Source organism: Pseudomonas sp. R15(2017) (genome assembly GCF_002112685.1).
Classification (GTDB): Bacteria; Pseudomonadota; Gammaproteobacteria; order Pseudomonadales; family Pseudomonadaceae; genus Aquipseudomonas; species Aquipseudomonas glycinae.
This window is the reverse complement of the sequence record NZ_NEII01000003.1, coordinates 552,327-578,637: the sequence shown is the minus strand read 5'-3', so window position 1 is coordinate 578,637 and position 26,311 is coordinate 552,327. Positions and strand designations below refer to the sequence as shown.

The 26,311-nt window shown below is 60.7% G+C and carries 24 protein-coding genes; 13 read left to right on the top strand and 11 right to left on the bottom strand.

The window, feature by feature from the left end; all coding sequences use genetic code 11:
- Positions 1–6 precede the first annotated feature (6 nt).
- Together CAF77_RS09620 and CAF77_RS09615 are read left to right on the top strand one after the other, a co-directional pair.
- Positions 7–528 carry a DUF6586 family protein gene (locus tag CAF77_RS09620; protein WP_064381105.1) on the top strand — a complete coding sequence of 174 codons (522 nt, stop codon included), beginning with the start codon at positions 7–9 and terminating at the stop codon, positions 526–528.
- 106 nt (positions 529–634) lie between these two features.
- A complete protein-coding gene (locus CAF77_RS09615; RefSeq protein ID WP_007953047.1) occupies positions 635–868 on the top strand; it encodes a hypothetical protein in 234 nt (77 codons plus the stop codon).
- Between the two features lie 86 nt (positions 869–954).
- Here the strand turns inward: CAF77_RS09615 and sulA are convergent, their stop codons facing one another.
- Together sulA and lexA are read right to left on the bottom strand one after the other, a co-directional pair.
- Positions 955–1,428, bottom strand: coding sequence for an SOS-induced cell division inhibitor SulA (sulA, locus tag CAF77_RS09610; protein ID WP_064381103.1), 474 nt, complete (start codon positions 1,426–1,428; stop codon positions 955–957).
- A 10-nt stretch (positions 1,429–1,438) separates the two neighbouring features.
- Entirely contained in the window at positions 1,439–2,047 is a 609-nt protein-coding gene (gene lexA / locus CAF77_RS09605) for a transcriptional repressor LexA (RefSeq protein ID WP_007953044.1), read from the bottom strand.
- Positions 2,048–2,277: 230 nt separating this feature from the next.
- Here lexA and CAF77_RS09600 point away from each other — a divergent pair, with 230 nt between their 5' ends.
- The 3 genes from CAF77_RS09600 to CAF77_RS09590 all read left to right on the top strand — a co-directional run bounded on the left by CAF77_RS09600 (position 2,278) and on the right by CAF77_RS09590 (position 4,904).
- Positions 2,278–2,985 carry a TetR/AcrR family transcriptional regulator gene (locus CAF77_RS09600; RefSeq protein WP_064381100.1) on the top strand — a complete coding sequence of 236 codons (708 nt, stop codon included), beginning with the start codon at positions 2,278–2,280 and terminating at the stop codon, positions 2,983–2,985.
- Between the two features lie 170 nt (positions 2,986–3,155).
- On the top strand, positions 3,156–4,154 hold the full coding sequence (nagZ, locus tag CAF77_RS09595) for a beta-N-acetylhexosaminidase (RefSeq protein ID WP_169432674.1): 999 nt from the start codon (positions 3,156–3,158) through the stop codon (positions 4,152–4,154).
- A gap of 12 nt (positions 4,155–4,166) precedes the next feature.
- Positions 4,167–4,904 (top strand): S-methyl-5'-thioinosine phosphorylase, encoded by a 738-nt coding sequence (locus tag CAF77_RS09590; protein ID WP_007953033.1) that lies wholly within the window; start codon positions 4,167–4,169, stop codon positions 4,902–4,904.
- A gap of 114 nt (positions 4,905–5,018) precedes the next feature.
- On the opposite strand, the gene CAF77_RS09585 is transcribed toward CAF77_RS09590, so the two are convergent.
- The 3 genes from CAF77_RS09585 to mfd are packed head-to-tail and all read right to left on the bottom strand — an operon-like array spanning position 5,019 to position 11,747.
- Positions 5,019–7,709, bottom strand: coding sequence for a DEAD/DEAH box helicase (locus tag CAF77_RS09585; protein ID WP_064381096.1), 2,691 nt, complete (start codon positions 7,707–7,709; stop codon positions 5,019–5,021).
- Positions 7,710–7,720: 11 nt separating this feature from the next.
- Positions 7,721–8,287, bottom strand: a complete 567-nt coding sequence (locus tag CAF77_RS09580) for a CsiV family protein (protein WP_064381093.1) — start codon at positions 8,285–8,287, stop codon at positions 7,721–7,723.
- Between the two features lie 10 nt (positions 8,288–8,297).
- Entirely contained in the window at positions 8,298–11,747 is a 3,450-nt protein-coding gene (gene mfd, locus CAF77_RS09575; RefSeq protein ID WP_085654379.1) for a transcription-repair coupling factor, read from the bottom strand.
- A 354-nt stretch (positions 11,748–12,101) separates the two neighbouring features.
- Here mfd and CAF77_RS09570 point away from each other — a divergent pair, with 354 nt between their 5' ends.
- Positions 12,102–13,565: a glyceraldehyde-3-phosphate dehydrogenase gene (locus tag CAF77_RS09570; RefSeq protein ID WP_011335187.1), complete on the top strand. Its 1,464-nt coding sequence runs from the start codon at positions 12,102–12,104 to the stop codon at positions 13,563–13,565.
- A 65-nt stretch (positions 13,566–13,630) separates the two neighbouring features.
- Here CAF77_RS09570 and CAF77_RS09565 read toward each other — a convergent pair whose 3' ends face one another.
- Positions 13,631–14,923, bottom strand: coding sequence for an MFS transporter (locus CAF77_RS09565; protein WP_085654378.1), 1,293 nt, complete (start codon positions 14,921–14,923; stop codon positions 13,631–13,633).
- 53 nt (positions 14,924–14,976) lie between these two features.
- On the opposite strand from CAF77_RS09565, the gene CAF77_RS09560 reads away from it, so the two are divergent.
- Together CAF77_RS09560 and sthA are read left to right on the top strand one after the other, a co-directional pair.
- The gene (locus tag CAF77_RS09560) at positions 14,977–16,026 is read left to right on the top strand and encodes an FAD:protein FMN transferase (protein ID WP_223290690.1); all 1,050 of its coding nucleotides are present in this window, start codon (positions 14,977–14,979) and stop codon (positions 16,024–16,026) included.
- Between the two features lie 197 nt (positions 16,027–16,223).
- Positions 16,224–17,618: a Si-specific NAD(P)(+) transhydrogenase gene (sthA, locus tag CAF77_RS09555; RefSeq protein ID WP_007953019.1), complete on the top strand. Its 1,395-nt coding sequence runs from the start codon at positions 16,224–16,226 to the stop codon at positions 17,616–17,618.
- Between the two features lie 42 nt (positions 17,619–17,660).
- Here sthA and CAF77_RS09550 read toward each other — a convergent pair whose 3' ends face one another.
- Positions 17,661–18,383, bottom strand: a complete 723-nt coding sequence (locus tag CAF77_RS09550) for a glycerophosphodiester phosphodiesterase family protein (protein ID WP_064381085.1) — start codon at positions 18,381–18,383, stop codon at positions 17,661–17,663.
- Positions 18,384–18,397: 14 nt separating this feature from the next.
- Positions 18,398–18,979: a PilZ domain-containing protein gene (locus CAF77_RS09545; RefSeq protein ID WP_007968195.1), complete on the bottom strand. Its 582-nt coding sequence runs from the start codon at positions 18,977–18,979 to the stop codon at positions 18,398–18,400.
- Between the two features lie 94 nt (positions 18,980–19,073).
- Between CAF77_RS09545 and CAF77_RS09540 the strand changes: the two genes are divergently transcribed.
- The 3 genes from CAF77_RS09540 to CAF77_RS09530 all read left to right on the top strand — a co-directional run bounded on the left by CAF77_RS09540 (position 19,074) and on the right by CAF77_RS09530 (position 22,323).
- Complete coding sequence (locus tag CAF77_RS09540; protein WP_039772786.1) at positions 19,074–20,324, top strand: lipoprotein-releasing ABC transporter permease subunit; 1,251 nt, start codon at positions 19,074–19,076, stop codon at positions 20,322–20,324.
- Positions 20,325–20,331: 7 nt separating this feature from the next.
- Positions 20,332–21,015 carry a lipoprotein-releasing ABC transporter ATP-binding protein LolD gene (lolD, locus tag CAF77_RS09535; RefSeq protein ID WP_162831788.1) on the top strand — a complete coding sequence of 228 codons (684 nt, stop codon included), beginning with the start codon at positions 20,332–20,334 and terminating at the stop codon, positions 21,013–21,015.
- Positions 21,016–21,078: 63 nt separating this feature from the next.
- Positions 21,079–22,323: a lipoprotein-releasing ABC transporter permease subunit gene (locus CAF77_RS09530; protein ID WP_064381083.1), complete on the top strand. Its 1,245-nt coding sequence runs from the start codon at positions 21,079–21,081 to the stop codon at positions 22,321–22,323.
- Between the two features lie 39 nt (positions 22,324–22,362).
- Here CAF77_RS09530 and CAF77_RS09525 read toward each other — a convergent pair whose 3' ends face one another.
- The gene (locus CAF77_RS09525) at positions 22,363–23,700 is read right to left on the bottom strand and encodes a heavy metal sensor histidine kinase (RefSeq protein ID WP_085654377.1); all 1,338 of its coding nucleotides are present in this window, start codon (positions 23,698–23,700) and stop codon (positions 22,363–22,365) included.
- Positions 23,700–24,380, bottom strand: a complete 681-nt coding sequence (locus CAF77_RS09520) for a heavy metal response regulator transcription factor (protein ID WP_064381080.1) — start codon at positions 24,378–24,380, stop codon at positions 23,700–23,702. Before CAF77_RS09520 ends, CAF77_RS09525 begins: the two co-directional genes overlap by 1 nt.
- A 154-nt stretch (positions 24,381–24,534) precedes the next feature.
- Here CAF77_RS09520 and CAF77_RS09515 point away from each other — a divergent pair, with 154 nt between their 5' ends.
- Positions 24,535–25,068, top strand: coding sequence for a plastocyanin/azurin family copper-binding protein (locus tag CAF77_RS09515; protein ID WP_064381078.1), 534 nt, complete (start codon positions 24,535–24,537; stop codon positions 25,066–25,068).
- Between the two features lie 61 nt (positions 25,069–25,129).
- On the top strand, positions 25,130–25,960 hold the full coding sequence (gene queF / locus CAF77_RS09510; RefSeq protein ID WP_085654376.1) for an NADPH-dependent 7-cyano-7-deazaguanine reductase QueF: 831 nt from the start codon (positions 25,130–25,132) through the stop codon (positions 25,958–25,960).
- 64 nt (positions 25,961–26,024) lie between these two features.
- Here the strand turns inward: queF and CAF77_RS09505 are convergent, their stop codons facing one another.
- A complete protein-coding gene (locus tag CAF77_RS09505; protein WP_039772780.1) occupies positions 26,025–26,288 on the bottom strand; it encodes a DUF4404 family protein in 264 nt (87 codons plus the stop codon).
- Positions 26,289–26,311: the final 23 nt, after the last annotated feature.

Sequence of the window (26,311 nt, the reverse complement as noted above, 5' to 3'; positions counted from 1 at the left end):
GCCGACATGGCCCACGAACTCTATACCCGTACCAATCAGAAGATCTATTTCGCGGGTTTGTCGCTGGAAGCGCTGGCCAGGGCCGAAGAGGGGCGGGCGATGAGCTCGCTGGCGCTGATTCAGGCCGGGCGCGAATCCGCACTGTTTCATCTCTACGGTGCGTTGTTGGGGCTGTGTCATGAAATCGCCGGCTTCTATCGTCTGCCGCAAGCCAATGCGTCGCGGGCGGAAGCCTTGCTGACCCGCGAAGTGCTGGAGTCGATTGCCATTCCTGAGCTGGCGGAGATGATCGAGCTGGCAGGCAATCCGGAGACCTGGCTGGCTAAATTGCTGGCCGCGCACTCTGCGCTGTTCCAGCCGCCACGGGTGCCACACAAGCCGAAGGGCGATGTGACGCAACCATTGATTCAGGCGGTGAATCTGGATGAAGAAGTGATTGAAGAGTTAAGCCGCGAAGAGCTCGAGAGCTGGCGGCAGAACCTCAAGGGGCTGGCGATCCGCTTCCGTGAAGGCTTGAACGAGTGCTGAGGAACTTTGGACTGGCGGCGACGAGAGGCGTGCTGCTGGTCAAGATCCCGAGCGAAGCCTGAATGATGTCTATATAATCCCTGCCTTTCGTGGAGAACAGACCCATATGCCAACGTCCTTTCTAGAAATTGTCGAGCTACCAGACGGCCGAATTGAACTGCGCAGGGCTGAGGACGAGGGTTCTCTGGTGACTCTGGATTTCTCCGAGGATGCCAAGGCGTTTCTACAGGGCCAGCACGTTGAAATTGCCAAAGCGATGTTGAGCGTTGGCGTGCAAATGGCAGGACGTATGGTTGAAGGCGAATTCGATAAGGATGAGGGGCCGCGGGTTCTTCATTGATCCGCTGTCTGTCAGTCACTGCTCCAGATCGGCTTCTCTATCCCTGGAGAAGCCCTGCGCTTAACTTGGCGCACATTGTTGCTGAATCACCCCAAACGAATGTTCAGGCTTTGAGCGTCCCCGGTACGGGCGGCGCTGATCAGCTGTTGCCGTGATCCTGCGCTCAGTGGATTCAGCCACGTGACGACCGTGTGACTGCGGCCCAGGCGTAATGCTTCGCAGGCCAGTTGCTGAGCGCTTTGAGCGCCGCGCGGTTGCAGGAGCAGGATGCGTTCGCGATTCAATCCGGCGTCACGCAGCCAGGTCTGGGTCAGACTCGCTGGTGGTGCAATCAAGGTCAGCCAGCGTGCGTCCTGATCATCACTCAATTCGCGAAGAATAGGCGCCAGCAGGTTCAGGCAGTTCCCGGCCGCGCCGCGCAGTGACAGCTCACTGAACGTTTCGGGTTCGGGATTCCACGGACGCTCGACGACATCTTTGAGGATGGGGGCGAGCGGTTGCGCCAGAAACGCTTCGAACAACGGCAGTTGTGTTTGCTGAGGTACGTGTGGGAACTGCATAAAGCCTCCTTTAGCGGCGGATAACGCCGACACTCAAGCCTTCGATCACCAGTTCCTGATCTTTCAGGTTGACTTCGATGGGGGCGAACTCGGGGTTTTCGGCAATCAGCCAGACTTTGCTGCCGTCACGCTTGAAGCGTTTGACGGTGACTTCGTCGCCGATCCGCGCAACCACGATCTGACCGTTGCGTGCCTCGCGAGTGGTATGAACCGCCAGCAGATCACCGTCGAAAATGCCGATGTCCTTCATGCTCATGCCATGAACGCGCAACAGGTAGTCGGCACGCGGATGAAAGAAGGCCGGGTTGATGTTGCAGGACTCTTCGATGTGTTGTTGGGCGAGAATCGGCGCGCCTGCAGCCACTCGACCGATGATCGGCAGGGTGGATTCGTCGACCTTGGCTTCGAAGCCGGGAATACGAATGCCGCGAGAGGCGCCGGGAGTCATCTCGATCGCGCCTTTGCGGGCGAGTGCCTTGAGGTGCTCTTCGGCCGCATTGGGTGACTTGAAACCCAGTTCCTGAGCGATTTCCGCACGGGTCGGCGGGTAGCCGTTGTCTTCGAGGCAACGTTTGATAAAGGCCAGAATCTCGGCTTGGCGTGGCGTCAGCTTAAGCATATTGATCGCTCTGTCTTTTTATACAGTGACTGGGATTATATACAGTGAAGCGGTCTTGGCAATGATCGTTTTTTGCCATGCCGCCGGACGGTCAGTGAAGACGCCGATTAATGTCGCGTCCTTGTTGTGGTTAAATAACTGACCGACCATTCCCAAAACGAACGGGCAGGCTTGACAAGGCATGGGCTGAAACGTATGTTTCAAACAAGTGTTTGTCAGGCGGAGTAGCCATGGCCCAGTCGGAAACCGTTGAACGCATTCTTGATGCTGCAGAACAGCTGTTCGCGGAAAAAGGTTTCGCTGAAACCTCATTGCGTCTGATCACCAGCAAGGCAGGGGTCAACCTCGCTGCGGTGAACTATCACTTCGGCTCGAAGAAGGCGCTCATCCAGGCGGTTTTCTCGCGCTTCCTCGGTCCGTTCTGCATCAGCCTCGACAAAGAGCTGGAGCGCCGCCAAGCCAAGCCAGAGAACAAGCCTTCGCTCGAAGAACTGCTGGAAATCCTCGTCGAGCAGGCGCTGGTGGTACAGCCACGCAGCGGCAATGATCTATCAATCTTCATGCGTTTGCTTGGGCTGGCCTTCAGTCAGAGCCAGGGCCACCTGCGTCGGTATCTGGAAGACATGTATGGCAAGGTATTCCGTCGCTACATGTTGCTGGTGAACGAAGCCGCGCCGCGCATTCCTCCGATCGAACTGTTCTGGCGTGTGCACTTCATGCTCGGTGCCGCAGCATTCAGCATGTCGGGTATCAAGGCCCTGCGTGCGATTGCCGAGACCGACTTCGGCGTCAACACCTCCATCGAGCAGGTGATGCGTCTGATGGTGCCGTTCCTGGCGGCCGGCATGCGTGCCGAAACCGGTGTCACCGATGCTGCGATGGCTACAGCGCAGTTGCGGCCACGCAGTAAATCCGCGCCGGCACCTGCCAAGGTTTAACCCTCCATGGGTGGGCGCGGCAGCTGACATCCGCTAAGCTAGCCGCCCATGTCGACTCTCGTTCTGAACCCGTTTCTCATTGAAATCACCGACCCGCCGGGCAATGCCCCAGGTGGTGGTTTCGTGGGCGACGGGTTTTTCGTTTTCAAGGAATCTCTATGACTGCTGGCCTGCAAGGCTCGTTGATGGTGGACGTCGCCGGTACCTGGCTGACGGCCGAAGATCGCCAATTGTTGCGCCAGCCCGAAGTGGGCGGCCTGATCATCTTTGCTCGCAACATCGAGCATCCGCGTCAGGTGCGCGAGCTGAGCGCGGCGATCCGGGCCATTCGTCCGGACTTGCTGCTCGCTGTGGACCAGGAGGGCGGTCGCGTTCAGCGTCTGCGTCAGGGCTTCGTCCGTTTGCCAGCCATGCGCGCCATCGCAGATAACCCGAACGCCGAATACCTGGCCGAACAATGCGGCTGGATCATGGCCACCGAAGTGCTGGCCGTCGGACTCGATCTGAGCTTCGCGCCGGTACTGGATCTGGATTACCAGCGCAGCGCCGTCGTCGGCACCCGCTCGTTCGAAGGTGACCCGGAGCGCGCCGCGCTACTCGCCGGCGCGTTCATCAAAGGCATGAACAGCGCCGGCATGGCCGCCACCGGCAAGCATTTCCCTGGCCACGGCTGGGCGGAAGCCGACTCCCACGTCGCAATCCCCAACGACGAGCGCAGCCTGGAAGAGATCCGCGCCAACGACCTCGTGCCGTTCGCCAGACTCAGCAAGCAACTGGCCGCCGTCATGCCCGCCCACGTTATTTATCCGCAAGTCGACGCACAGCCCGCCGGATTCTCCCGGCGCTGGTTGCAGGACATCCTGCGCGGCGAGCTGCAGTTCGATGGCGTGATCTTCAGCGACGACCTGTCGATGGCCGGCGCTCATGTGGTCGGCGACGCCGCCAGCCGTATCGAAGCGGCACTCAGTGCCGGTTGCGACATGGGTCTGGTGTGCAACGACCGCGCCGCCGCTGAACTTGCCCTGAGCGCCGCGCAGCGCATGAAGGTCAAGCCGTCGCCGCGCATCGCACGCATGCGCGGTCAGGCATTCGCCAATACCGAATACCGTCAGGATCCGCGCTGGCTGACCGCTGTCGGCGCGCTCAAAGACGCTCAACTGATCGATTAAGGATTTTTCGCTATGACGGTTTACGCAATCATTGGCGGCACCGGCCTGACCCAGCTGGAAGGCCTGAGCATTCGTCAGTCGCTGGCGGTGGATACGCCTTATGGTGCGCCATCGGCCGAGGTTCAGATTGGCGAATACGCCGGCAAGGAAGTGCTGTTCCTCGCTCGTCACGGTCACCCGCATCGCTTCCCGCCGCACAAGGTCAACTACCGCGCCAACCTTTGGGCGTTGAAGCAGGCCGGGGCCGAAGCGATCATCGCGGTCAACGCCGTGGGCGGAATCCATCCTGCAATGGGCACTGGGCATTTCTGCGTGCCGCATCAGATCGTGGACTACACCAGTGGTCGCGAGCACACCTATTTCGCCGATGACCTGGAACATGTCACTCACATCGACTTCAGCTTTCCCTACAGCGAACCGCTGCGTCAGCAACTGATTGCTGCGTTGGCCGCCGAAGGTTGCGAGTACAGCGATCAGGGCGTTTACGCCTGCACCCAGGGCCCGCGGTTGGAAACCGTTGCTGAAATCGTGCGTCTTGAACGTGACGGTTGCGACATCGTCGGCATGACCGGCATGCCGGAAGCGGCGCTGGCCCGTGAGCTGGATCTGGATTACGCCTGTCTGTCGCTGGTGGTGAACCCGGCTGCGGGCAAGACCACTGAAGTGATCACCATGGCTGAGATCGAGCAGGCGTTGCACGATGGCATGGGCAAGGTGAAGTCTACGTTGGCGCGCGTGCTCAAGGGCTGAGTCTGGCTCGAAACCGAGTCGAGCCTTTCGCGGGCAAGCCCGCTCCCACAGAGGTCACGCTAAACCTGTGGGAGCGGGCTTGCCCGCGAATCGATCTGATAGCCGATAAAGATCTCAGCGCTTTTCAAACTTGTCCGGCAACGGCGCAAACAGCGCCTCGATATCATCACTCTGCAACTTCCAGTCCCCGGCCTTGCGCCCATCCAGCACGCCGGCCGCCAGGTCGGATTTCTCCCGCTGCAGAAGCTGAATTTTCTCCTCGACCGTGCCCCGGGCAATCATCTTGTAAACGAACACCGGCTTCTCTTGACCAATGCGATAGGCGCGGTCGGTTGCCTGATTCTCGGTCGCCGGGTTCCACCACGGATCGTAGTGAATCACCGTGTCCGCTTCTGTCAGGTTCAGGCCCACACCACCAGCCTTCAGGCTGATGAGAAAAATCTGACGCTTGCCGCTCTGGAATTCCTTCACCGGGGTGCGCCGGTCACGGGTCTGTCCCGTCAGCAGCGCATACGCGACATTGCGTTTTTTCAGCTCGTCCTCGATCAGTGTCAGCATCGAAGTGAACTGCGAAAACAGCAGAATCCGCCGACCTTCCTCAAACAACTCCTCAAGCATTTCCATCAGGCTGTCGAGCTTGCCCGAGGTGCTGCCGCGGGCGGGCAGGGTGGCGTCGTTGACCAGGCGCAAATCGCAACAGACCTGGCGCAGCTTGAGCAGCGCTTCAAGAATGATGATCTGGCTGCGCGCCACGCCTTTGCGAGTGATCTCGTCGCGAACCTTTTTATCCATGGCCAGGCGCATGGTTTCGTACACGTCGCGCTGGGCCTCGTTGAGCTCGACCCAGTGGATGATCTCGGTTTTCGGCGGCAGCTCGGTCGCAACCTGTTCCTTGGTGCGACGAAGCAGGAACGGTTTGATCCGACCGTTGAGGTGCTGAAGTCTGACTTCGCTGGCGCGTTTTTCGATCGGCACACGGTAATCGGCGTTGAAGCTTTTGACGTCGCCGAGCCATCCGGGCAGCAGGAAGTGAAACAGCGACCACAGTTCGCCCAGGTGATTTTCCAGCGGCGTCCCGCTCAGGCACAGACGCTGACGCGCATTGAGGTCACGGGCAGCCTGGGCGGCTTTGCTGTTCGGGTTCTTGATGTACTGCGCTTCGTCCAGCACCAGTACGTGCAGCGGCTGCTGGGCCAGACGTTCGACATCCTTGGGCAGCAGCGCATAAGTGGTGAGGATCAGGTCGTAATCGGCCAGATGCTCGAAATGCTTTTTACGGCTGGCACCGTACAGGGCGACAACCTTGAGTTGTGGAGTGAAGTGCGCCGCTTCGTCCAGCCAGTTGGGGATCAGGCTGGTAGGCATCACCACCATGCAGGGTCGATCCAGTCGCCCTGCGTTTTTCTCGCTGAGAATGTGCGCCAGCGTCTGTAGGGTTTTACCCAGGCCCATGTCGTCCGCGAGAATCCCGCCGACCTCCAGTTGCCGCAACGACTGCATCCAGCTCAAGCCTTCGAGCTGATAAGGGCGCAGCGTCGCATTAAGCCCCTTCGGTGTTTCGGCGCTGTAGTCGCGGATGTCGCGCAAGCGTTGGGCGAAGCTGCGGATCTGCTCGCCACCTTCCCAGAGCAGGGGAATGCCTTCCAGCGAGTTCAGGCGTGTGGCGTCGGCCTTGCTCAGGCGCAGGGTGGTTTCTCCCGGCTCCTGCAAATAAAACTCGCCAAGGGTCGCCAGCACCGGCTTCAGCCGGCCGAGGGGCAGGGCGACCTGCAATGGCCCGTGCTCGCTGTTGCGTTGCGGGATGTTCACCAGAATCAGTTCATCGTCGCGACGGCGGGCGAGACGTTCCGGGTTGAGGATTTCCGTGTGCGAACGCATTAGGTTGAGCAGGATCGGCAGCAGGCTCAGGCGCTCGCCGTTGACGATGATCCCCAGCTCCAGATCGAACCAGTCGCGTTCCGGCGTCTGCTCGACGGTGGCGTACCAGTCGTCGACGGCGGTCAGGTCGAAACCGAACTCATCGTCGACCAATAGCTCCCAGCCTTGGGTGCGCAGCTTCGGCAGATCGTTGAGGGTGAAGGTCAGCCACGCGCTGTCGTTGACCATCTCGTAGAGTTCGCCGGCGCTTTCCGGCAGGGCCTTGCTCTGCCGGGTGGCGATGCGAAAACCGAGAATTCGCAGCTGCTCGCGGTAGCTCTGTTCGACGTCCGGATGCCGTTTGACCCGCAGGGTCTGGGCTTCCTGGCGAATCAGGATGTCGCTGTTTTTCTGCCCGCTGACGTATTCGTCGAGGTAACTGAAGGACAATGCCGCACGATGCTGGATGTAACGCTGCATCTTGCCGTTGCGCGGCTCGAACGCGCTGAACTCGACGCTGGCCAGCCACAGGCGCGGCACTGGCTGCACATTGTCCACCAGCACTTGCGGCGGCGCTTTCGGGCTGCGGTTTTCCAGCACGGCCTGGAGTTTTTCCAGCAGTTCGGCGTCTTTGGCAGCAGCGGGGTATTCGAGGGTTTCCTGCACTTGCAGCAACACCGCCGCGCAATGTTTGCAGTTGCTGTGCACCGGGCAGGTGCATGTGGCGTCGACCATCAGCAACGTGCCTTTGGCCGACTCACGCAGATGAATCGTCTGACGGTAGACGTTACCGCCAGAGCCTTCGCAGCTGGCGGTAATGGTCGCGTCGCCGACCTGCACGAATCGCACCCGGTTTTCCAGCGCGTAGCGACGGCCACGCTCCAGGCTTTGTTCCTTGAATCGGCTGACCCAGGAGGAGGCCAGCGGTTTACTCAGTGGCGGGGGCATAAGGACTTCGATCAGTCCGGAACGACTTCAGGCGCTTCCCGAGGCGCGGGCGCCGTCAGTGAAGTGATCTTGATCAGCAGGGCCAGATGGCCGTTGTCGAGGTAGTTGAGTTGGCCGTTCTTGGTGTGGCTGTCCTGTTTAAGGCGCTCGCTGGCGGTGACCATGCCGTTGGCGTCGATCTGGTTGACCCAGAAATCGGCGTTCACGTCGGTAAAGCGCCCGAGCTTCATTTCAATCGTGCCTTCGATCGGGAATTGGCCGAACTGCTCCTGACCTTCGCTGACTGCAACCTTCGCCGGCGTCTCGCCGAGCGTCTGCTGCCAGGCTTTGTGCATCAGCACGCTGTACTCGCCGCTGGCGGTGAGTTTGGTCACAACGTCGTTCAGCGCCGGGGTGCGTTTGCTGTTATCGCCCAGGCGTTGCGCGCCGGCCGCCCAGTCTTCCGGTGCGGCGCGGCTGACAATTGCCGGCACGGCGTTCTGGCGTACCAGAATCATTTCGACCTGATACAGGTCATCGGCAAACGCCGTCGGTGCTACGAGCGTCAGTAGCAAAGTCAGAGAGCGAAACAGGCGCATGCGGCGTCCTTCAAGCAGTTTTCGGGATGAGGCGTTCGAACAACGCCTCCACAGTATTAAAGCGCTCTTCCGGGCGCTCCATCGGCACCTGGAACTTGAACATCGTGGCGCCTTCGAATTTGTAGCGTTTAGGCTGGCTCTGGATCAGTTTGATCAGGGTCATCGGATCGACCGGCGTCTGCGCCGCGAACTCGATACGGCCACCTTGCGGGCCGCCATCGACTTTCTTGATGCCCAGCTGCTCGGCCTGCAATTTCAGCGCCGTGATGCGCACCAGATTTTTGGTCGGCTCCGGCAGCAGACCAAAGCGGTCAATCATCTCGACCTGCAGATCCTTCAGACCTTCCTCGTCGGTGGCCGAAGCGATGCGTTTGTACAGGATCAGGCGTGCGTGAACGTCCGGCAGGTAATCTTCCGGAATCAGCGCCGGCACCCGCAGGTTGACTTCCGGGCCACCGCCGAGCGGTTGGTCGAGGTTCGGCTGTTCGCCCTTGCGGATCGACTTCACCGCGCGCTCGAGCATTTCCATGTACAGCGTGAATCCAACGGCCTGAATCTGCCCGCTCTGACCGTCGCCCAGCAATTCGCCGGCGCCACGGATTTCCAGATCGTTGGTGGCCAGCACGAAACCGGCACCCAGATCCTGAGTATTGGCAATCGCCTCCAGACGTTTTTCCGCGTCACCAGTAATTTGCTGGCGTGGCGGGGTCAGCAGGTAGGCGTAAGCCTGGTGGTGACTACGACCAACACGACCGCGCAACTGGTGCAACTGCGCCAGGCCGAACTTGTCGGCACGCTCGATGATGATGGTGTTGGCGCTCGGCACGTCGATGCCGGTCTCGATGATGGTCGAGGCGATCAGCACGTTGAAGCGCTTGTGGTAGAAGTCGCTCATCACCTGTTCGAGTTCGCGTTCGCGCATCTGCCCGTGGCCGATGCCGATCCGCGCTTCCGGCACCAGTTCGGCGAGGTCAGCGGCGCACTTCTCGATGGTCTTCACGTCGTTGTGCAGGTAGTAAACCTGACCGCCACGCAGCAGCTCGCGCAGCAAAGCCTCTTTGACCGTGCTCTTGTTCTGCTCCATGACGAAGGTGCGCACCGACAGGCGTCGTGCCGGTGGCGTGGCGATGATCGACAGGTCGCGCATGCCCGACACCGCCATGTTCAGCGTGCGCGGAATCGGCGTGGCGGTCAGCGTAAGAATGTCGACTTCGCTGCGCAGGGCCTTGAGCTGTTCCTTCTGACGGACACCGAAGCGGTGCTCTTCGTCGATGATCACCAGCCCAAGGTTTTTGATTTTGACGTCGTCCTGCAGCAGCTTGTGGGTGCCGATGACGATGTCGATATTGCCTTCGGCCAGTTCGGCCACCGCAGCGTTGACTTCCTTGGCCGACTTGAATCGGCTCATCACTTCCACGGTCACCGGCCAGTCGGCGAAACGGTCGCGGAAACTGTTGTAGTGCTGCTGGGCGAGCAGGGTGGTCGGCACCAGGATCGCCACCTGCTTGCCGCCGTGCACGGCGATGAACGCGGCGCGCATGGCCACTTCGGTCTTGCCGAAACCGACGTCGCCGCAGACCAGGCGATCCATCGGTTTCGGCGAAAGCATGTCCTCGCGCACGGCTTCGATGGTGGATTGCTGGTCCGGTGTTTCTTCAAACGGGAAACCGGCGCTGAAGGTTGCGTAATCGGCCTTCGGATCGGCGAACGCATAACCTTCGCGGGCGGCGCGGCGGGCATAGATGTCGAGCAATTCGGCAGCGACGTCGCGCACTTGCTCGGCGGCCTTGCGCTTGGCTTTCTGCCAGGTCTCGGAGCCGAGGCGATGCAGCGGGGCCAGCGCATCGTCGCTGCCGGTGTAACGGGCGATCAGATGCAGGTTGGCCACCGGCACGTAGAGCTTGGCGTTCTCGGCGTATTCGAGGGTCAGGAATTCGGCAGCCTGATTGTCGATTTCCAGAATCGTCAGGCCGAGATAACGGCCGACGCCGTGATCGATGTGCACCACCGGCGCGCCTTCACGCAGCTCGGTGAGGTTCTTGATCACCGCATCGTTGTTGGCGTCGGCGCGTTTTTCGCGACGGCGACGCTGCATCACGCGCTGGCCGAACAGCGGACTTTCCGCGACCAGTGCCAGCGCCGGCTCGTCGAGCATCAGGCCTTCGTCGAGCGGGGCGATGGTGATCGCCAGGCGATCCTTGCTCGCAACGAAGTCCGGCCAGCTGTCGACGGTTTTCGGTCGCAGCTTCAGGCGGTCCAGCAGCTCCAGCAGCACTTCGCGGCGGCCTGCGGATTCGGCGGTAAACAGCACGCGTCCGGGGAATTCGTCGAGGAATGCCGACAGCGCGGCCAGCGGCTGGGTAGCCTTGGCTTCGATCGCCAGATTCGGCAAGGCCTGCGCCGGAAAGCGCTCGCGGCCGGCGCCGGTTTCCACGTCCTGCTGGCTGGCGACCACGCGCGGCCAGTTCTTCAGGCGGGCAAAGCAGTCTTCCACCGGCAGGAACAGTTCGGCCGGCGGCAATAAAGGTCGCGATGGATCGACGCGGCGTTCTTCATACCGATTGCGCACATCGTTCCAGAAGTTTTCCGCCGCCTGCTCGATACCCGGCAGCGAGAACACCTGGGTGTCCTGCGGCAGGTAATCGAACAGGGTCGAGGTTTCTTCGAAGAACAGCGGCAGGTAGTACTCGATACCGGCCGGTGTGATGCCGCTGCTCAGGTCCTGAAAGATCGGGCAGCGACGGAAGTCCACGTCGAAACGCTCCCGAAAGCGCGCCTTGAAGCGCGTGACCGCGTCTTTCTGCAGCGGGAATTCCTTGGCCGGCAGCAGCTTGACCGAATCGACCTTGTCGATGGAGCGCTGGTTTTCCGGATCGAAGGTGCGCAGGGTTTCGATTTCGTCGTCGAACAGATCGATGCGATACGGCAGTTTGCTGCCCATCGGGAACAGGTCGATCAACGCGCCACGCACCGTGAACTCGCCGTGTTCGTAAACCGTGTCGACGTAGCGATAGCCGCTGGCTTCGAGCCGCGAGCGCATTTGCTCGACATCGAGTTTTTGCCCGACATCCAGTACCAGGCTGCTGCCGAGCAGGAATTTGGTCGGCGCCAGGCGATGCAGGGCGGTGGTGATCGGCACTACCAGCACGCCATGTTCCAGCTCCGGCAGTCTATAAAGGCTGGCGATGCGCTGGGAGATGATGTCCTGGTGCGGCGAAAACAGATCGTAGGGCAGGGTTTCCCAGTCCGGGAAATGCAGCACCGGCAAATCCGGGGCGAAGAAACTCAGCTCCTGCTCCAGCCGTTCGGCACTCTGGCTGTCGGCGGTCAAAAGCAGCGTGAAGCGCTTGGCAGCGCTGGCAGCCTCGGCAATCGCCAGGCTCAGGGCGGCACCGGGGAGGTTGCCCCAGTGCTCTTTACCTGCCGCGGCAGGGAGAAGCGGTAGACGCAGAACAGGCACGGAAGGTTGAGCTCCAGGCGTTGCGACAAAGTCGGTAATTGTAGCGGCGTCCGGTGCCGCCTGTCAGTTGCGGGATGCGTCTATCTGCGCTGTTTGAGAAAAATGTAGTGGTAACCATAAAAAGCAGCGCTTTTTTTACGGTTATGTAGTGCCGAAAGTGAGTGGTGTTACGGAGGGTTACAGACATCGTCTAACAGTCGTCGAAAAACTGACTGCGCTGGAAGCCCCGGTTTTACTGGGCTGGCGGAGAGCGTTATTTTTTTGGACGGATTTTTGTTACCGATTGCGCGACAAGCGCGCATTGCTACAAGAGGTTCTCGGCGGCATAATGTAGCCCCTTTTTTCTGCCCCTACATGTGGAAGGTTACCGTGACTCAGAAGCCCGACCAGTGTCTTGGTGAATGGATCGACCGTGAAGCACTCGCAGAAGCGATGATTCCGCTTATCGGTCAGCTCTACCGCAACAACAACGTGGTGAGCTCGATCTATGGCCGCAGCCTGATCAACCAGTCTGTCATCGCGATTCTCAAAGCTCACCGCTTTGCTCGCCACCGTTCTGCCGACGACAGCGAACTCTCCGTCCACGAAACATTCCCACTGCTCAAGGCCATGAGCGAGCTCAAGCTCGGCGCGGCCTCGGTAGATCTGGGCAAACTGGCGTACAAATTCCGCAACGAAGGCAACGGCCGCACCGCCGAGCAATTCGTTCGCGAAGAAATGGCTGACGTGGTTGGCCAGCAAAACGCTTCGGCACGCAAAGGCACCGACGTTGTACTGTACGGCTTCGGTCGTATCGGCCGTCTGCTGGCGCGTATCCTGATCGAGAAAACCGGTGGCGGCGACGGCCTGCGTCTGCGTGCCATCGTGGTGCGCAAGGGCGCCGAAAACGACCTGACCAAACGCGCCAGCCTGCTGCGTCGCGATTCGGTACATGGTTCGTTCAACGGCACCATCACCATCGATGAAGAAAACAACACCATCACCGCCAACGGCAACCTGATCCAGGTTATCTACGCGAAGAACCCTACCGAAGTGGATTACACCCAGTACGGCATCAAAGATGCGCTGCTGGTGGACAACACCGGAGTATGGCGTGATGCCGATGGTCTGGGTCAGCACCTGGCGTGCCCGGGTATCGACCGCGTTGTTCTGACCGCGCCTGGCAAGGGCAAGCTGAAGAACATCGTTCACGGTATCAACCACAACGAAATCACTGCTGACGACAAGATCGTGTCCGCCGCTTCCTGCACCACCAATGCCATTGTGCCGGTGCTGAAAGCCGTGAATGACAAGTTCGGCATCATCAACGGTCACGTCGAAACCGTTCACTCGTACACCAACGACCAGAACCTGATCGACAACTTCCACAAGGGCGATCGCCGTGGCCGTAGCGCCGCGCTGAACATGGTCATCACCGAGACCGGTGCTGCCACCGCTGCTGCCAAGGCCCTGCCTGAGCTGGCCGGCAAGCTGACCGGTAACGCGATCCGTGTTCCGACGCCGAACGTGTCGATGGCCATTCTCAACCTGAACCTCGAGAAAGCCGCCACCCGTGAAGAGATGAACGAGTACCTGCGCTACATGGCGCTGCACTCCGATCTGCACAAGCAAATCGACTTCGTCAATTCGCAGGAAGTGGTTTCGACCGACTTCGTGGGTTCGCGTCACGCCGGTGTGGTCGACGCTGAAGCGACCATCGTTCAGGACAACCGCGTTGTTCTGTACGTCTGGTACGACAACGAGTTCGGTTACAGCTGCCAGGTGGTTCGCGTAATGGAAGACATGGCCGGTGTAAACCCGCCAGCGTTCCCGCGCTAAGCCTTAGCTGCAAATGAAAACGCCCCGACTCTGGTCGGGGCGTTTTTGTTTGTGCGCGATTTGCCTTAGCGGGGAATAGCGGCTTGTGCCGTGCGCAGTTCGTGCCTGTTGCCACGGAACAGCACCAGCGTGGCGATCAGGCCCAACACGGCTGCGCCGCTGAGCCAGATCCCCGGTGCCGCCTTGTTGTCCAGCACGTGGATCAGATAAGTGCAGGCCGCCGGCGTAAAGCCACCGAAGGTTGCGGTCGCCAGGCTGTAGGCCAGCGAGAATCCGGTCGTACGAACTTCTACCGGCATGATCTCGGTGAGCGCCACCACCATTGCCCCGTTGTACGAGCCGTACAGGAACGACAGCCACAATTCGACGATCAGCAAATGGCTGAAGCTCGGGTTCGCCACCAGCCACGACAGCGCCGGATAAGCGGTCAGGATCGCCAGAATCGTCGCCGCCAACAGTAGGGGTTTACGCCCGACCTTGTCGGACACTGCGCCCATCACCGGCAACCAGAAGAAGTTCGACAGGCCGATGCACACAGTCACCAGCAACGCATCGAAGTCCGACAGGTGCAATTCCGCCTTGCCGAAGGTCGGTGTGTAGGCAGTGATCAGGTAGAACGACACCGTCGTCATGACCACCAGCGCCATGCCGGCGATGACGATGCCAAAGTTCTGACCGATCGAGCGGACGATTTCCTGCAGGGTAGGGCGATGTTTACGCGCCTGGAACTCCGGTGTTTCTTCCAGCGATCGGCGGATGACGAAAATCACCGGGACGATCATGCAGCCGATCAGGAACGGCACACGCCAGCCCCATTCGCCCATCTGCTCGGGGCTCAGCCAATGGTTGAGGCCGACACCGAGCAGGCCGGCGAACACCACGGCGGCTTGCTGGCTGGCGGACTGCCAGCTGACAAAAAAGCCCTTGCGGCCCGGCGTGGCGATTTCCGCCAGATACACCGACACGCCGCCCAGTTCCACACCGGCCGAGAAGCCTTGCAGCAAGCGGCCGAACAGCACGATCAGTGGCGCGGCAACCCCAAGGGTGGCGTAGCCCGGCACGCAGGCAATCAGCACGGTGCCGGCCGCCATCAGGGCCAGCGTGATGATCAAGCCCTGGCGGCGGCCATGACGGTCGATATAGGCACCGAGAAAAATCGCCCCCAACGGACGCATCAGGAAGCCGGCGCCGAAAGTGGCCAGAGAAAGCATCAGGGATGCGAAGGCGCTGTCGGTGGGGAAGAAGGTCTTGGCAATGGCCGTGGCGTAGAAGCCGTAGACCATGAAGTCGAACATCTCGAGAAAGTTGCCGCTGACAACGCGAAAAATCGCCTTGCCTTTGCCGGTCGTGGAGGACATGGGTAGGTACTCGCTCTAAATCTTGTAAGAAAGCGTTGCGCTCGTAGCCCATAATGGCCGGCGCGGTTTTGCGGGGAGATGAAGAATTGTTAACTGGACGGTGGGGGATTCTCGTGCTGCTGAGCGTTTTTTTGTCCGGCTGCGGCAACGGTGATTCCCTGGAGACTTTCGGCGGCCCGACGATGGGCAGCACCTATTCGATCAAGTACGTGCGCCACGCCAATCTGCCTGCGCCGCAGGAGGTGCGTGTCGAAGTGGAAAAAATCCTCGCGGACGTCGACCGGCAGATGTCGACTTACCGCGCAGACTCCGATATCTCGCGCTTCAATGCATTGCCGGCTGATCGCTGTCAGATCATGCCCGCACCGATCCTTGAATTGATCCGCGTGGGCGAGCAGCTGTCGCAACAAAGCGAAGGCTCCTACGACCTCACGGTTGAGCCGCTGATGAATCTATGGGGATTCGGCCCGCAAGGGCGTGAAGAAAAAGTCCCGGATGCGGCGGCGCTGGCCGAAGTGCGCCAGCGAGTCGGTCATCAACACCTGCACATCGACGGCGACCGGTTGTGCAAGGATGCGGCGGTCGAGGTGGATTTCAACAGCATCGCCGCCGGTTACGCGGTCGACACCATTGCTGCGCGGCTCGAGGCTCTGGGCATCCATGACTATCTCGCGGAAGCCACCGGCGAGCTCAAGGCGTCCGGCAAGAAGCTTGATGGTTCGCCGTGGCGTATCGCTCTGGAAGAACCGCAAGACGATCAGCAGGTGGCAGAGCGCGTCATTAATGTGGATGGCTACGGCCTGTCCACCTCCGGTGACTACCGCAACTATTTTCAGCAGGATGGCCGGCGCTATTCCCACACCTTCGATGCCCGGAGCGGTGCGCCCGTCCTACATGACCTGGCGTCGGTCACGGTGATTCATCCTTCAGCGCTGATGGCCGATGGACTATCGACTCTGTTGCTGATTCTCGGGCCTGAAAAGGCCTGGGACTATGCCGAAAAACACGACATTGGTGCATTCTTTGTGATTCGTGCCGATACAGGTTTCGTCACACGCACCAGTCACGCTTTCGAACGGCTCAGTGGCGCAAAAGTTGACTGAGAACAGTACGAAAGCTGGCGTTGTAGTGCAGGCAAAAGTAGCCTACGACGCGACCAAGGGTTAATGTGCGCGGCGTTGACGCTTCTATAGACTGTGTCCGGGTTTTCTACTGGCCCCCAATTGTTCCTTCGCGCCGTCGTTCGGCGTGATTTAGCCGCCGGTGCTGCTGGCACCGCGGCCTGTTCTGAGGAGTACGCATGGCTGTCTACAACTACGACGTGGTGGTGCTGGGTTCCGGCCCGGCGGGAGAAGGCGCGGCAATGAACGCCGCCAAAGCAGGGCGCAAGGTGGCGATGGTCGACAGCCGTCGCCAGGTCGGCGGCAACTGCACCCACCTGGGCACCATCCCGTCCAAGGCCCTGCGTCATTCGGTGCGGCAGATCATGCAGTTCAACACCAACCCGATGTTCCGGGCGATCGGCGAGCCGCGCTGGTTCTCCTTTCCGGACGTGTTGAAAAGCGCCGAGAAAGTCATCTCCAAGCAAGTCGCTTCGCGTACCGGCTACTACGCCCGTAACCGCGTCGACGTGTTCTTCGGCACCGGCAGCTTCGCCGACGAGCAAACCATCGAAGTGGTCTGCGCCAACGGCGTGGTCGAGAAACTGGTGGCCAAGCACATCATCATCGCCACCGGTTCGCGTCCTTATCGCCCGGCGGACATCGATTTCCACCACCCGCGTATCTACGATAGCGACACCATCCTCAGCCTCGGCCACACCCCGCGCAAACTGATCGTTTACGGCGCCGGCGTGATTGGCTGTGAATACGCCTCGATCTTCAGCGGTCTGGGCGTGCTGGTCGAACTGGTGGACAACCGCGGTCAGTTGCTGAGCTTCCTCGACTCGGAAATTTCCCAGGCGTTGAGCTACCACTTCAGCAACAACAACATCACCGTGCGTCACAACGAAGAATATGACCGCGTCGAAGGCGTGGACAACGGCGTGATCCTGCACTTGAAGTCCGGCAAGAAGATCAAGGCCGACGCCTTGCTCTGGTGCAACGGTCGTACCGGTAACACCGACCAGTTGGGTCTGGAAAACATCGGGGTCAAGGTCAACAGCCGTGGCCAGATCGAAGTCGACGAGAACTACCGCACCTGTGTGCAGAACATCTATGGCGCCGGTGACGTGATCGGCTGGCCGAGCCTGGCCAGTGCCGCCCACGACCAGGGCCGTTCGGCCGCCGGCAGCATCGTCGACAATGGAAGCTGGCGTTTCGTGAATGACGTGCCGACCGGCATCTATACCATTCCGGAGATCAGCTCGATCGGCAAGAACGAGCAGGAGCTCACCCAGGCCAAAGTGCCGTACGAAGTGGGCAAGGCGTTCTTCAAGAGCATGGCGCGTGCACAGATCGCCGGCGAGCCGCAAGGCATGCTGAAGATTCTGTTCCACCGTGAAACCCTGGAAGTGCTGGGCGTTCACTGCTTCGGTTATCAGGCGTCGGAGATCGTGCACATCGGTCAGGCGATCATGAACCAGCCGGGCGAACTGAACACCCTGAAGTACTTCGTCAACACGACGTTCAACTACCCGACCATGGCCGAAGCCTATCGGGTAGCGGCGTACGACGGCCTCAACCGGCTTTTTTGACGGGCTCCGGCCGGTGGCCTGAGCCGGCCGGGGAGACCGATTTCAGCCATTCCCGAGGGTGGCAGTGGCCAAACCGGGAAAGTCTGTAATCAGGCTGTCAACGCCGAAGTCGGCGAGTCTGCGCATCAGCGCAGGCTCGTTGACGGTCCACACCGACACATGCAGCCCCTGACGCTGCGCCTTTTGCAGGCGTTCCGGCGTACACAGCGTCCAGTTCAACGCCAGAATCTCGCAACCGTAACTCTGTGCGACCTTCAACGGGTCGAGCCAGGCGTACTCGGCCACCAGGCCGCGTGATACGTCGGGCACCAGATCCAGTGCAGCCTTCAACACTTCCCGCGAACTCGAGGTGATCGTCACCTTGTCGAGCAGTCCGTGCCTGACCGCCATTTCACGGATCGCCAGCACGGTGGTCGCGGCGCGGGTGCGCGAAGCGCTTTTGACTTCCAGCTGCCAGTGCTCGAAATCACACTTTTCGAACAGTTCTTCCAGCGTCGGAATCGGGCATGGCTTGATCCAGCCCGGGCCGCCCTTGCGCGCGTCGTAGGTCACCAGCTCGGCGGCGGTGTGCTCGACCACCTTGCCGCGCCGGTCGGTGGTGCGCTTGAGGGTCGGGTCGTGGATGACCATCAACTCGCCGTCCTTGGACAGGTGCAGGTCCAGCTCGCAACGGCGTACGCCGTGCTTGAGACATTCCTGAAAACTGCTCAGGGTGTTTTCCGGTGCTTCGCCCTTGGCGCCGCGGTGGCCGTAGATAAGGGTCACGGTTCTTCCTTAATTTAAATGCCTGATTCGTTCTGTTCGCGGGCCAGACGTCGTTCCTGGGCCTGCTTCTGCAAGATATAGCGGGCGAGCAACTGGCGCTGGGCGTCGGTCAGGTGCTCGAACTCGGTGCCGACGTCGTAGCCGTCGCCCTTGCGGTCGCAATGGGTCACGCGGGCGCGCAACAACAAGCCGAGGGCCTGGGGCATCAGCACCAGTTTCACCGACAGGTGAGCGCCGGTGGCGATCGGGGTCGGGTGCTGAAAGTCGATGCCGCCCTCGGAGATGATCACCGGTTGCGGTTCGCCGATATGGCCGAGCACGGTCAGGGCGACTACCTGGCTGAGCAGGTCGATGCGTTTGTTCTGGGATTTCAGGAACGCCGCGATGGCGCGGTCGCGCTCACTGATCTGGCGCAGCAGGTGCTGCGACTCGAATTCGCTCAGGTGCAGTTCGCTGAGCAGGTTGAATAGCGGGGAAGCATCCTGCAACACTTCCTGGCCTGCGGCTTCGGGAGCGGACAGGGGCCGAATTTCCAGTGCGATCATGTCCTCGATACGGTAGTATTCGCGGCGATCTTCTTCATCTAATGTCGACATGGCGAACCCATGGTAGCGGCGGTGGTCTGAGTGTAAAGCTGGTTATCGACCCCCGCCACAAGGACGTTCCTTTTCCCTCCGAACAAGCCCCGACATGTTCAGACCTCTCTTCGTATTTATCGGCACGCGTTATACCCGTGCAAAACGTCGCAATCATTTTGTGTCATTCATTTCCCTGACTTCGATGATCGGGCTCGCCCTTGGCGTGGTCGTGATGATCGTGGTGCTGTCGGTGATGAACGGCTTCGATCATGAGATGCGCACCCGCGTGCTGGGCATGGTGCCCCACGCGACCATCGAGTCCGGTGAGGCCATCAACGACTGGCCGAGCCTGGCCGCCAAGGTCAAGCAGAACCCGCAGGTGGCGGCCGTCGCGCCTTTCACCCAGATGCAGGGGTTGCTGACCAACAACGGCCAGGTGTCCAAGGTGTTGCTCAATGCCATCGACCCTGCGCTGGAGCGCAATGTCTCGATCATCGACAACTTCATGAAGCAGGGCAAACTCGACGACCTGACGCCGGGCAGCTTCGGCATCGTGATCGGCGACAAGGCCGCGACCAAGCTCGGCGTGGGCCTCGGTGACAAGATCACCTTCGTCGCGCCGGAGGTCAGCGTGACCCCGGCGGGGATGTTCCCGCGCATGAAGCGCTTCACTGTGGTCGGCATCTTCCATGTCGGCGCTGGCGAACTGGACGGCTATCTGGGCGTCACCAACCTGCAGGATCTGGCGAAGATGCACCGCTGGAAGCCTGATCAGGTACAGGGTCTGCGTCTGAAGTTCGACGATCTGTTCCAGGCGCCGCGTGAAGCGTGGAACATCGCCCAGCGCCTCGGCGAGGACCGTTACTACGCCCGCGACTGGACCCGTACCCACGGCAACCTGTATCAGGCGATCCGCATGGAAAAAGCCATGATCGGCCTGCTGTTGCTGCTGATCGTCGCCGTGGCGGCGTTCAACATCATTTCCACGCTGGTAATGGTGGTGAACGACAAGAAGGGCGACATCGCCATTCTGCGCACACTGGGCGCCACACCGGGCACGATCATGCGCACGTTCATGGTGCAGGGCACTGTGATCGGCGTGGTCGGCACGGCCATCGGCGCCGTGGTCGGGATCTTCGCCGCGCTCAACGTCAGCGCCGCGATTTCGGCCCTCGAAGGCGTGATCGGACACAAATTCCTCAACGCCGACGTGTATTTCATCGATTACCTGCCGTCGCAGGTGCAGAGCCAGGACGTGGTCATGGTCTGCGCCGCTGCGTTGGTCCTGAGTTTCCTCGCCACCCTGTATCCAGCCTGGCGTGCCGCGCGCACCCAGCCGGCGGAGGCGCTACGTTATGAGTGAGTCGGGCATGAGTGAAAAAGCAATCTTGAGCTGCCGCAACCTGGGCAAATCCTACGAGGAAGGCCCGGAGTCGGTGGAAGTGCTGGCCAACCTGCAACTGGAACTGCATCCAGGCGAGCGGGTGGCGATCGTCGGCAAATCCGGTTCGGGCAAAAGTACCTTGCTCAACCTGCTGGGCGGTCTCGACACGCCGACCAAGGGCGGTGTCTGGCTCGACGGTGAAGAGCTGTCGGCGCTGAGCGAGAAGAAGCGTGGCCTGCTGCGTAACCGCGCCCTCGGGTTCGTGTACCAGTTCCATCACCTGCTGCCGGAATTCACCGCGCTGGAAAACGTCTGCATGCCGCTGCTGATCGGCAAGACCGCGATCCCGGAAGCACGTCAGCGTGCCACGGCGTTACTGGAGCGGGTCGGCCTGGGCCATCGCCTGGAGCACAAACCGGCAGAGCTGTCCGGTGGCGAACGCCAGCGTGTGGCCATCGCCCGTGCTCTGGTCAACAATCCAGGGCTGGTGATGCTCGATGAGCCGACCGGCAACCTCGACTCCCACACCGCCGAAGGCATTCAGGATCTGATGCTGGAACTCAGCACTTCGATGCGCACGGCGTTTCTGGTGGTGACTCACGACATGAACCTGGCTCGCCAGATGGACCGCGTCCTGCAGTTGCAGGAAGGTTGCCTGACCCCCATCTGACGGCTTGAAACCCGGTGCCTGAAAAGGCATCGGGTCTTTTATTTTTATACGGTGCCCCAGCGAATGTTCAGACCGTTATCGATCTTTATCGGCACGCGCTATACCCGCGCCAAGCGCCGCAATCGCTTTGTTTCGTTCATTTCGATGACCTCGATGATCGGCCTCGCCCTCGGCGTGCTGGCGATGATCGTGGTGCTGTCGGTGATGAACGGCTTCCAGCGTGAAATGAGCTCGCGCATCCTCGGCATGGTGCCGCACGCGACCATCGTTGGCGTCAAGCCGATCGATGACTGGCAGCCAGTGGCCGCCGCCGCGATGAAGAACCCGGAAGTGACGGCCGCCGTGCCGTTCACCGAGATGGAAGGCATGCTGTCCTACAAGGGCATGATGCAGCCGATCCAGATCAGCGGCGTCGATCCGGCCCAGGAAGGCAAGGTGTCGATCGTTGCCCAGCACATCGTTCAGGGCCGTCTCGATGCCTTGAAACCGGGTGAATTCGGCGTAGTGCTGGGTGAAATCACCGCCCGGCGTTTCCGTCTCAATGTCGGCGACAAGATCACCCTGATCGTGCCGGAAGTCAGCACCGCACCGGGCGGCATCACCCCGCGCATGCAGCGTCTGAACGTGGTCGGCGTGTTCAAGGTCGGTGCCGAACTCGACGGCTCCATGGGCCTGATCCACGTCTCCGACGCCGCGACCATGCAGCACTGGGAGCCGAATCAGGTGCAGAGCGTGCGACTGGCGGTGAAGGATCTGTACGCCGCGCCGAAGGTTTCGTCGGACATTGCCACCGGATTAGGCGCCGACTTCAAGGCTGACGACTGGACCCACACCCAGGGCAGCCTGTTCAGCGCGATGAAGATGGAAAAAACCATGATCGGCTTGTTGCTGTTGATGATCGTCGCGGTGGCGGCGTTCAACATCATCGCGACCCTGATCATGGTGGTGAACGACAAGGGCGCGGACATTGCGATCCTGCGCACTATCGGCGCCACACCACGGCAGATCATGGCGATCTTCATGGTGCAGGGCACGGTGATCGGCATCGTCGGCACCATCATTGGTGGCGTGCTGGGCGTGATTGCTGCGCTGAATGTCAGTGAGATGGTGGGCTGGGTGGAGCGAGTGACCGGGCAGCACATCTTCAGTTCGGACGTGTACTTCGTCAGCAACTTGCCATCGGAATTGCAGGGCGGCGACGTGCTGCTGATCTGCTCGGCGGGCTTCATCCTCAGCTTCCTGGCCACCGTTTACCCGGCGTGGCGGGCGGCGAAGATCGAACCGGCGCACGCATTGCGCTATTCCTAAGCATCCTGATGCTCGTTCCCACGCAGAGCGTGGGAACGATCAGCTTCGAGGCAACTCAATCACAAACCGCGTCCAGCCCTGAGCCGATTCGCAATGAATCTGCCCGCCATGGGCCCGGATGATCGACTGAGTAATCGCCAGCCCCAATCCCGCATGCTCGCTGCTGCCTTCCTGGCGCGCCGGATCCGCCCGGTAGAAGCGGTCGAACAAACGCGGCAACAACTCCGCAGAAATCCCTTCACCACTGTTCTCCACGGTCACCCTCAAGGATTTCGCCTGCTCGGCCACCTGCACGCGCACTTCGCCGTTAGCAGGGGTAAAGCGCAACGCGTTATCCAGCAGATTCGACAGCGCCCGACGCAACATCGCGCGATCCCCCTCGAACCGCCCCGCACCGTCACGGCTCAGGCTGACCTTGGCGTCTTCGGCCAGCGGCGCGAAAAACTCCAGCAACGCATCGGCTTCTTCCGCCAGCTCCAGCGGTTCACGCTTGGGCATCAGCAAGCCGTGGTCAGCCTTGGCCAGATAAAGCATGTCGTTCACCAACTGCGCCATCCATTGCAGCTCTTCCAGGTTGCTGTGCAGTGCCTCGCGATAGTCTTCGAGGGGGCGAGGGCGGGTGAGAGTGACCTGAGTGTGGGTCAGCAGGTTCGACAATGGGGTGCGCAGTTCATGGGCGATGTCAGCAGAAAACGCTGACAGCCGCTGAAAGGAGTCATCGAGACGTCCGAGCATGGCGTTGAAGCTGTGGGCCAATTCCGCGAGTTCTGCGGGCATTCGGGCTTCCGGCAGTCGGGCATTCAGCGATTGCGCCGAAATCCCACGGGCGACCGCACTCATTCGTCGTAGCGGGCGAAGACCGCTGCGGGCGGCCCAGGCACCGAGCAGCGCGGTAGCCAGCGCCGAGAGGCCGACGGTCAGCCAGATCAGATGCTGCATGCGTTGCAGGAAGTGCTGGTGGTGGGTGATGTCCAGCAGCAAGGTCAATTGCGGGGAATCGGGTTTTCCCGGTTCAAGCGCGGCGTTGAGCAGGCGATAGTCGGTGCCGTTGTCGCTGATGGTGGCCAGGCCGGGCTGTTGCGGCAGGTTCGCCGGGGCATGCAACGAGCGGCCGAACCAGCGCTGCCCCTCAGAGCTGCTGATACGCAACGAAACATCGCCCTGTTGGCTCAATTCATCGGTGATGTGCGCGGCGTCGCTACCGCTGCGCAGCGTCTGACGCACGCTGAGCAGTTTTCCTTCGAGCAATTGCTGGTCGAGTTCGATGAAGTGGCCTTCGCTGGCCCGATTGAACACAACCCCGGCGACCAGCGAAACCACTGCGGTGCAGCCGGCGAACAGCAGCGCCAGCCGACCGCTCAAGGACAATCGGCGCATCAGTCGGCACGCTCTTCAAGGACGTAGCCCATGCCGCGCACGGTGTGAATCAGTTTGTTGGGGAAGTCGTCATCGATCTTCAGGCGCAGTCGGCGAATCGCCACTTCGATCACATTGGTGTCGCTGTCGAAGTTCATGTCCCAGACCTGCGAGGCGATCAGCGATTTAGGCAACACTTCGCCCTGGCGGCGCAGGAGCATTTCCAGCAGGGCGAACTCCTTGGCGGTGAGGTCGATACGTTGACCGTTGCGTTCGACCCGGCGGCGGATCAGATCCAGGCTCAGATCGGCCAGGCGCAGGCTGGTTTCCTGGGGCGTGGAACTGCCGCGGCGTAACAGGCTGCGCACCCGCGCCAGCAGTTCGGAGAAAGCGAACGGTTTGACCAGGTAGTCGTCGGCGCCCAGTTCGAGGCCGTGCACCCGATCTTCCACGGTGTCCTTGGCGGTCAAAAACAGGATCGGCGTTTCCAGGCCGGCGCTGCGCACCGCTTGCAGGATCTGCCAGCCATTGCGTCCGGGCAGCATCACATCGAGGATCAGCAGCGCATAGTCGCCACTCAACGCCAATTGCTGGCCGGTGGTGCCGTCGGCCACCAGTTCGGTGTTGAAACCGGCCTCGGTCAGGCCCTGGCGCAGGTACTGGCCGGTTTTGGGTTGGTCTTCGACGATCAGCAGTTTCATGGGCAACTCGGGTAGCGGGAACGAGGACGTTATACCGTGGGCTCACGCGGTGAGCGCCAAACTGACAAAGTTGTAATCTCTCTGTCAGTTCGCTGCCAGCGCAGGCGGGCTAGAGTTTCCCACAGGCTGAACCTTGATTTATTGGAGTACGACTATGTTTTTGCGCAACCGTCTGGCCCTTGCCGCGTGTCTGCTGGCGCTGAGTTCGCCGCTGTGGGCGTCGCCGGCGCACACCTATGACTTCGGCCAGCCGGCCCCGGCGGCCAAGGCCACCCGCAGCATTGAAGTGGTGATGGGCGACATGAGCTTCGATCCGAAGGCGATCGAGATCAAGGCCGGTGAGACCGTTCGTTTTGTGCTGGTGAATAAAGGCCAGTTGTTGCACGAATTCAACCTCGGCGACGCAACGATGCATGCAAAACATCAGCAGGAAATGTTGCAGATGCAGCAAAGCGGCGTGCTGACGCCGACCGGCATGAAGGAAATGTCCCACGACATGGCGGGCATGGATCACGGCTCGATGGGGCATGGCATGAAGCATGACGACCCCAACAGCGTGCTGGTGGAACCGGGCAAGACCGCCGAGTTGACCTGGACCTTCAGCAAAGCGGTGAACCTGGAGTTTGCCTGCAATATTCCCGGGCATTACCAGGCCGGAATGGTCGGCAAACTGACTGTCAGTCAGTAAGCACTCAAAGGCGGAAGCAAAGACTGGTAGAATCCGCTGATTCTTCAGTCAGGTTTCCGCCATGCATCCCGCAGCCGAACATTCGCCGCTGGGCAAATCCAGCGAATACATCGCCACGTACACGCCGTCCCTGCTGTTCCCGATCCCGCGCACCGCGAAATGGGCCGAATTGGGCCTGACCGCCGAGACCCTGCCGTATAAAGGCGTGGATGTCTGGAACTGCTTCGAACTGTCGTGGCTGCTGCCGTCGGGTAAACCGGTGGTGGCGATCGGTGAATTCAGCATTCCGGCGGATTCGCCGAACATCATCGAATCCAAGTCTTTCAAGCTGTACTTGAACTCGCTGAACCAGACGCCGTTCGCCGACAACGCGAGCCTGGAGGCGACGCTGGTCAAGGATTTGTCCGCTGCTGCCGGCAAACCGGTGGGCGTGCGCGTCCGCAGCCTGAAAGACGTCGAAGCCGAAGGCGTTGTGGCGCTGCCGGGCGTGTGCATCGACGATCTGGATATCAGCGTCAGCAACTACGAACACCCGCGTCCTGAGCTGCTGCGCTGCGACGATTCGCGGGTGGTGGAGGAGAGCGTGCACAGCCATCTGCTCAAATCCAACTGCCCGGTGACCAGTCAGCCGGACTGGGGCAGCGTGGTGGTGGAATACCGTGGCGCGGCGCTGGATCACGCCAGCCTGCTGGAGTACATCGTCAGCTTCCGTCAGCACTCGGACTTCCACGAGCAGTGCGTGGAGCGAATCTTCCTCGACCTGCAGCGCCTGCTGAAGCCGGAAAAACTCACGGTGTTTGCGCGTTATGTGCGCCGGGGCGGCCTGGACATCAACCCGTACCGCAGCACTGAAAGCGTGCAACTGCCGAACCACCGTCTGGTTCGTCAGTAACCCGCCTCGCGGACATGAAAAAGCCCTGCCAGTGATGGCAGGGCTTTTTTGTATTCGCGGGGTTTCAGATACCCATGCTGACCAGGGAATTCATGATGTTGCGCAATGTACCGGCGATGGTAGGGTGATCAACTTCAAAGCGCTCAACGGCCAGGTTCACGCCATCGGCAATGTTGGAGTCCTTGGTTTTGGTTTCCAGTTCAAGTTCCAGTTCGATCTGTTCCATCAGGGCATGTAGATCAGCGCGCTCGGCTTCGGTCAGCGGAGGATTTTGATCCAGTTGCTCGCGCAGGGCATTGAGCTGTTTCTGCAGTTCTTGAGCGGGCATGGTTGTTTCCTTTTATCGAGAGG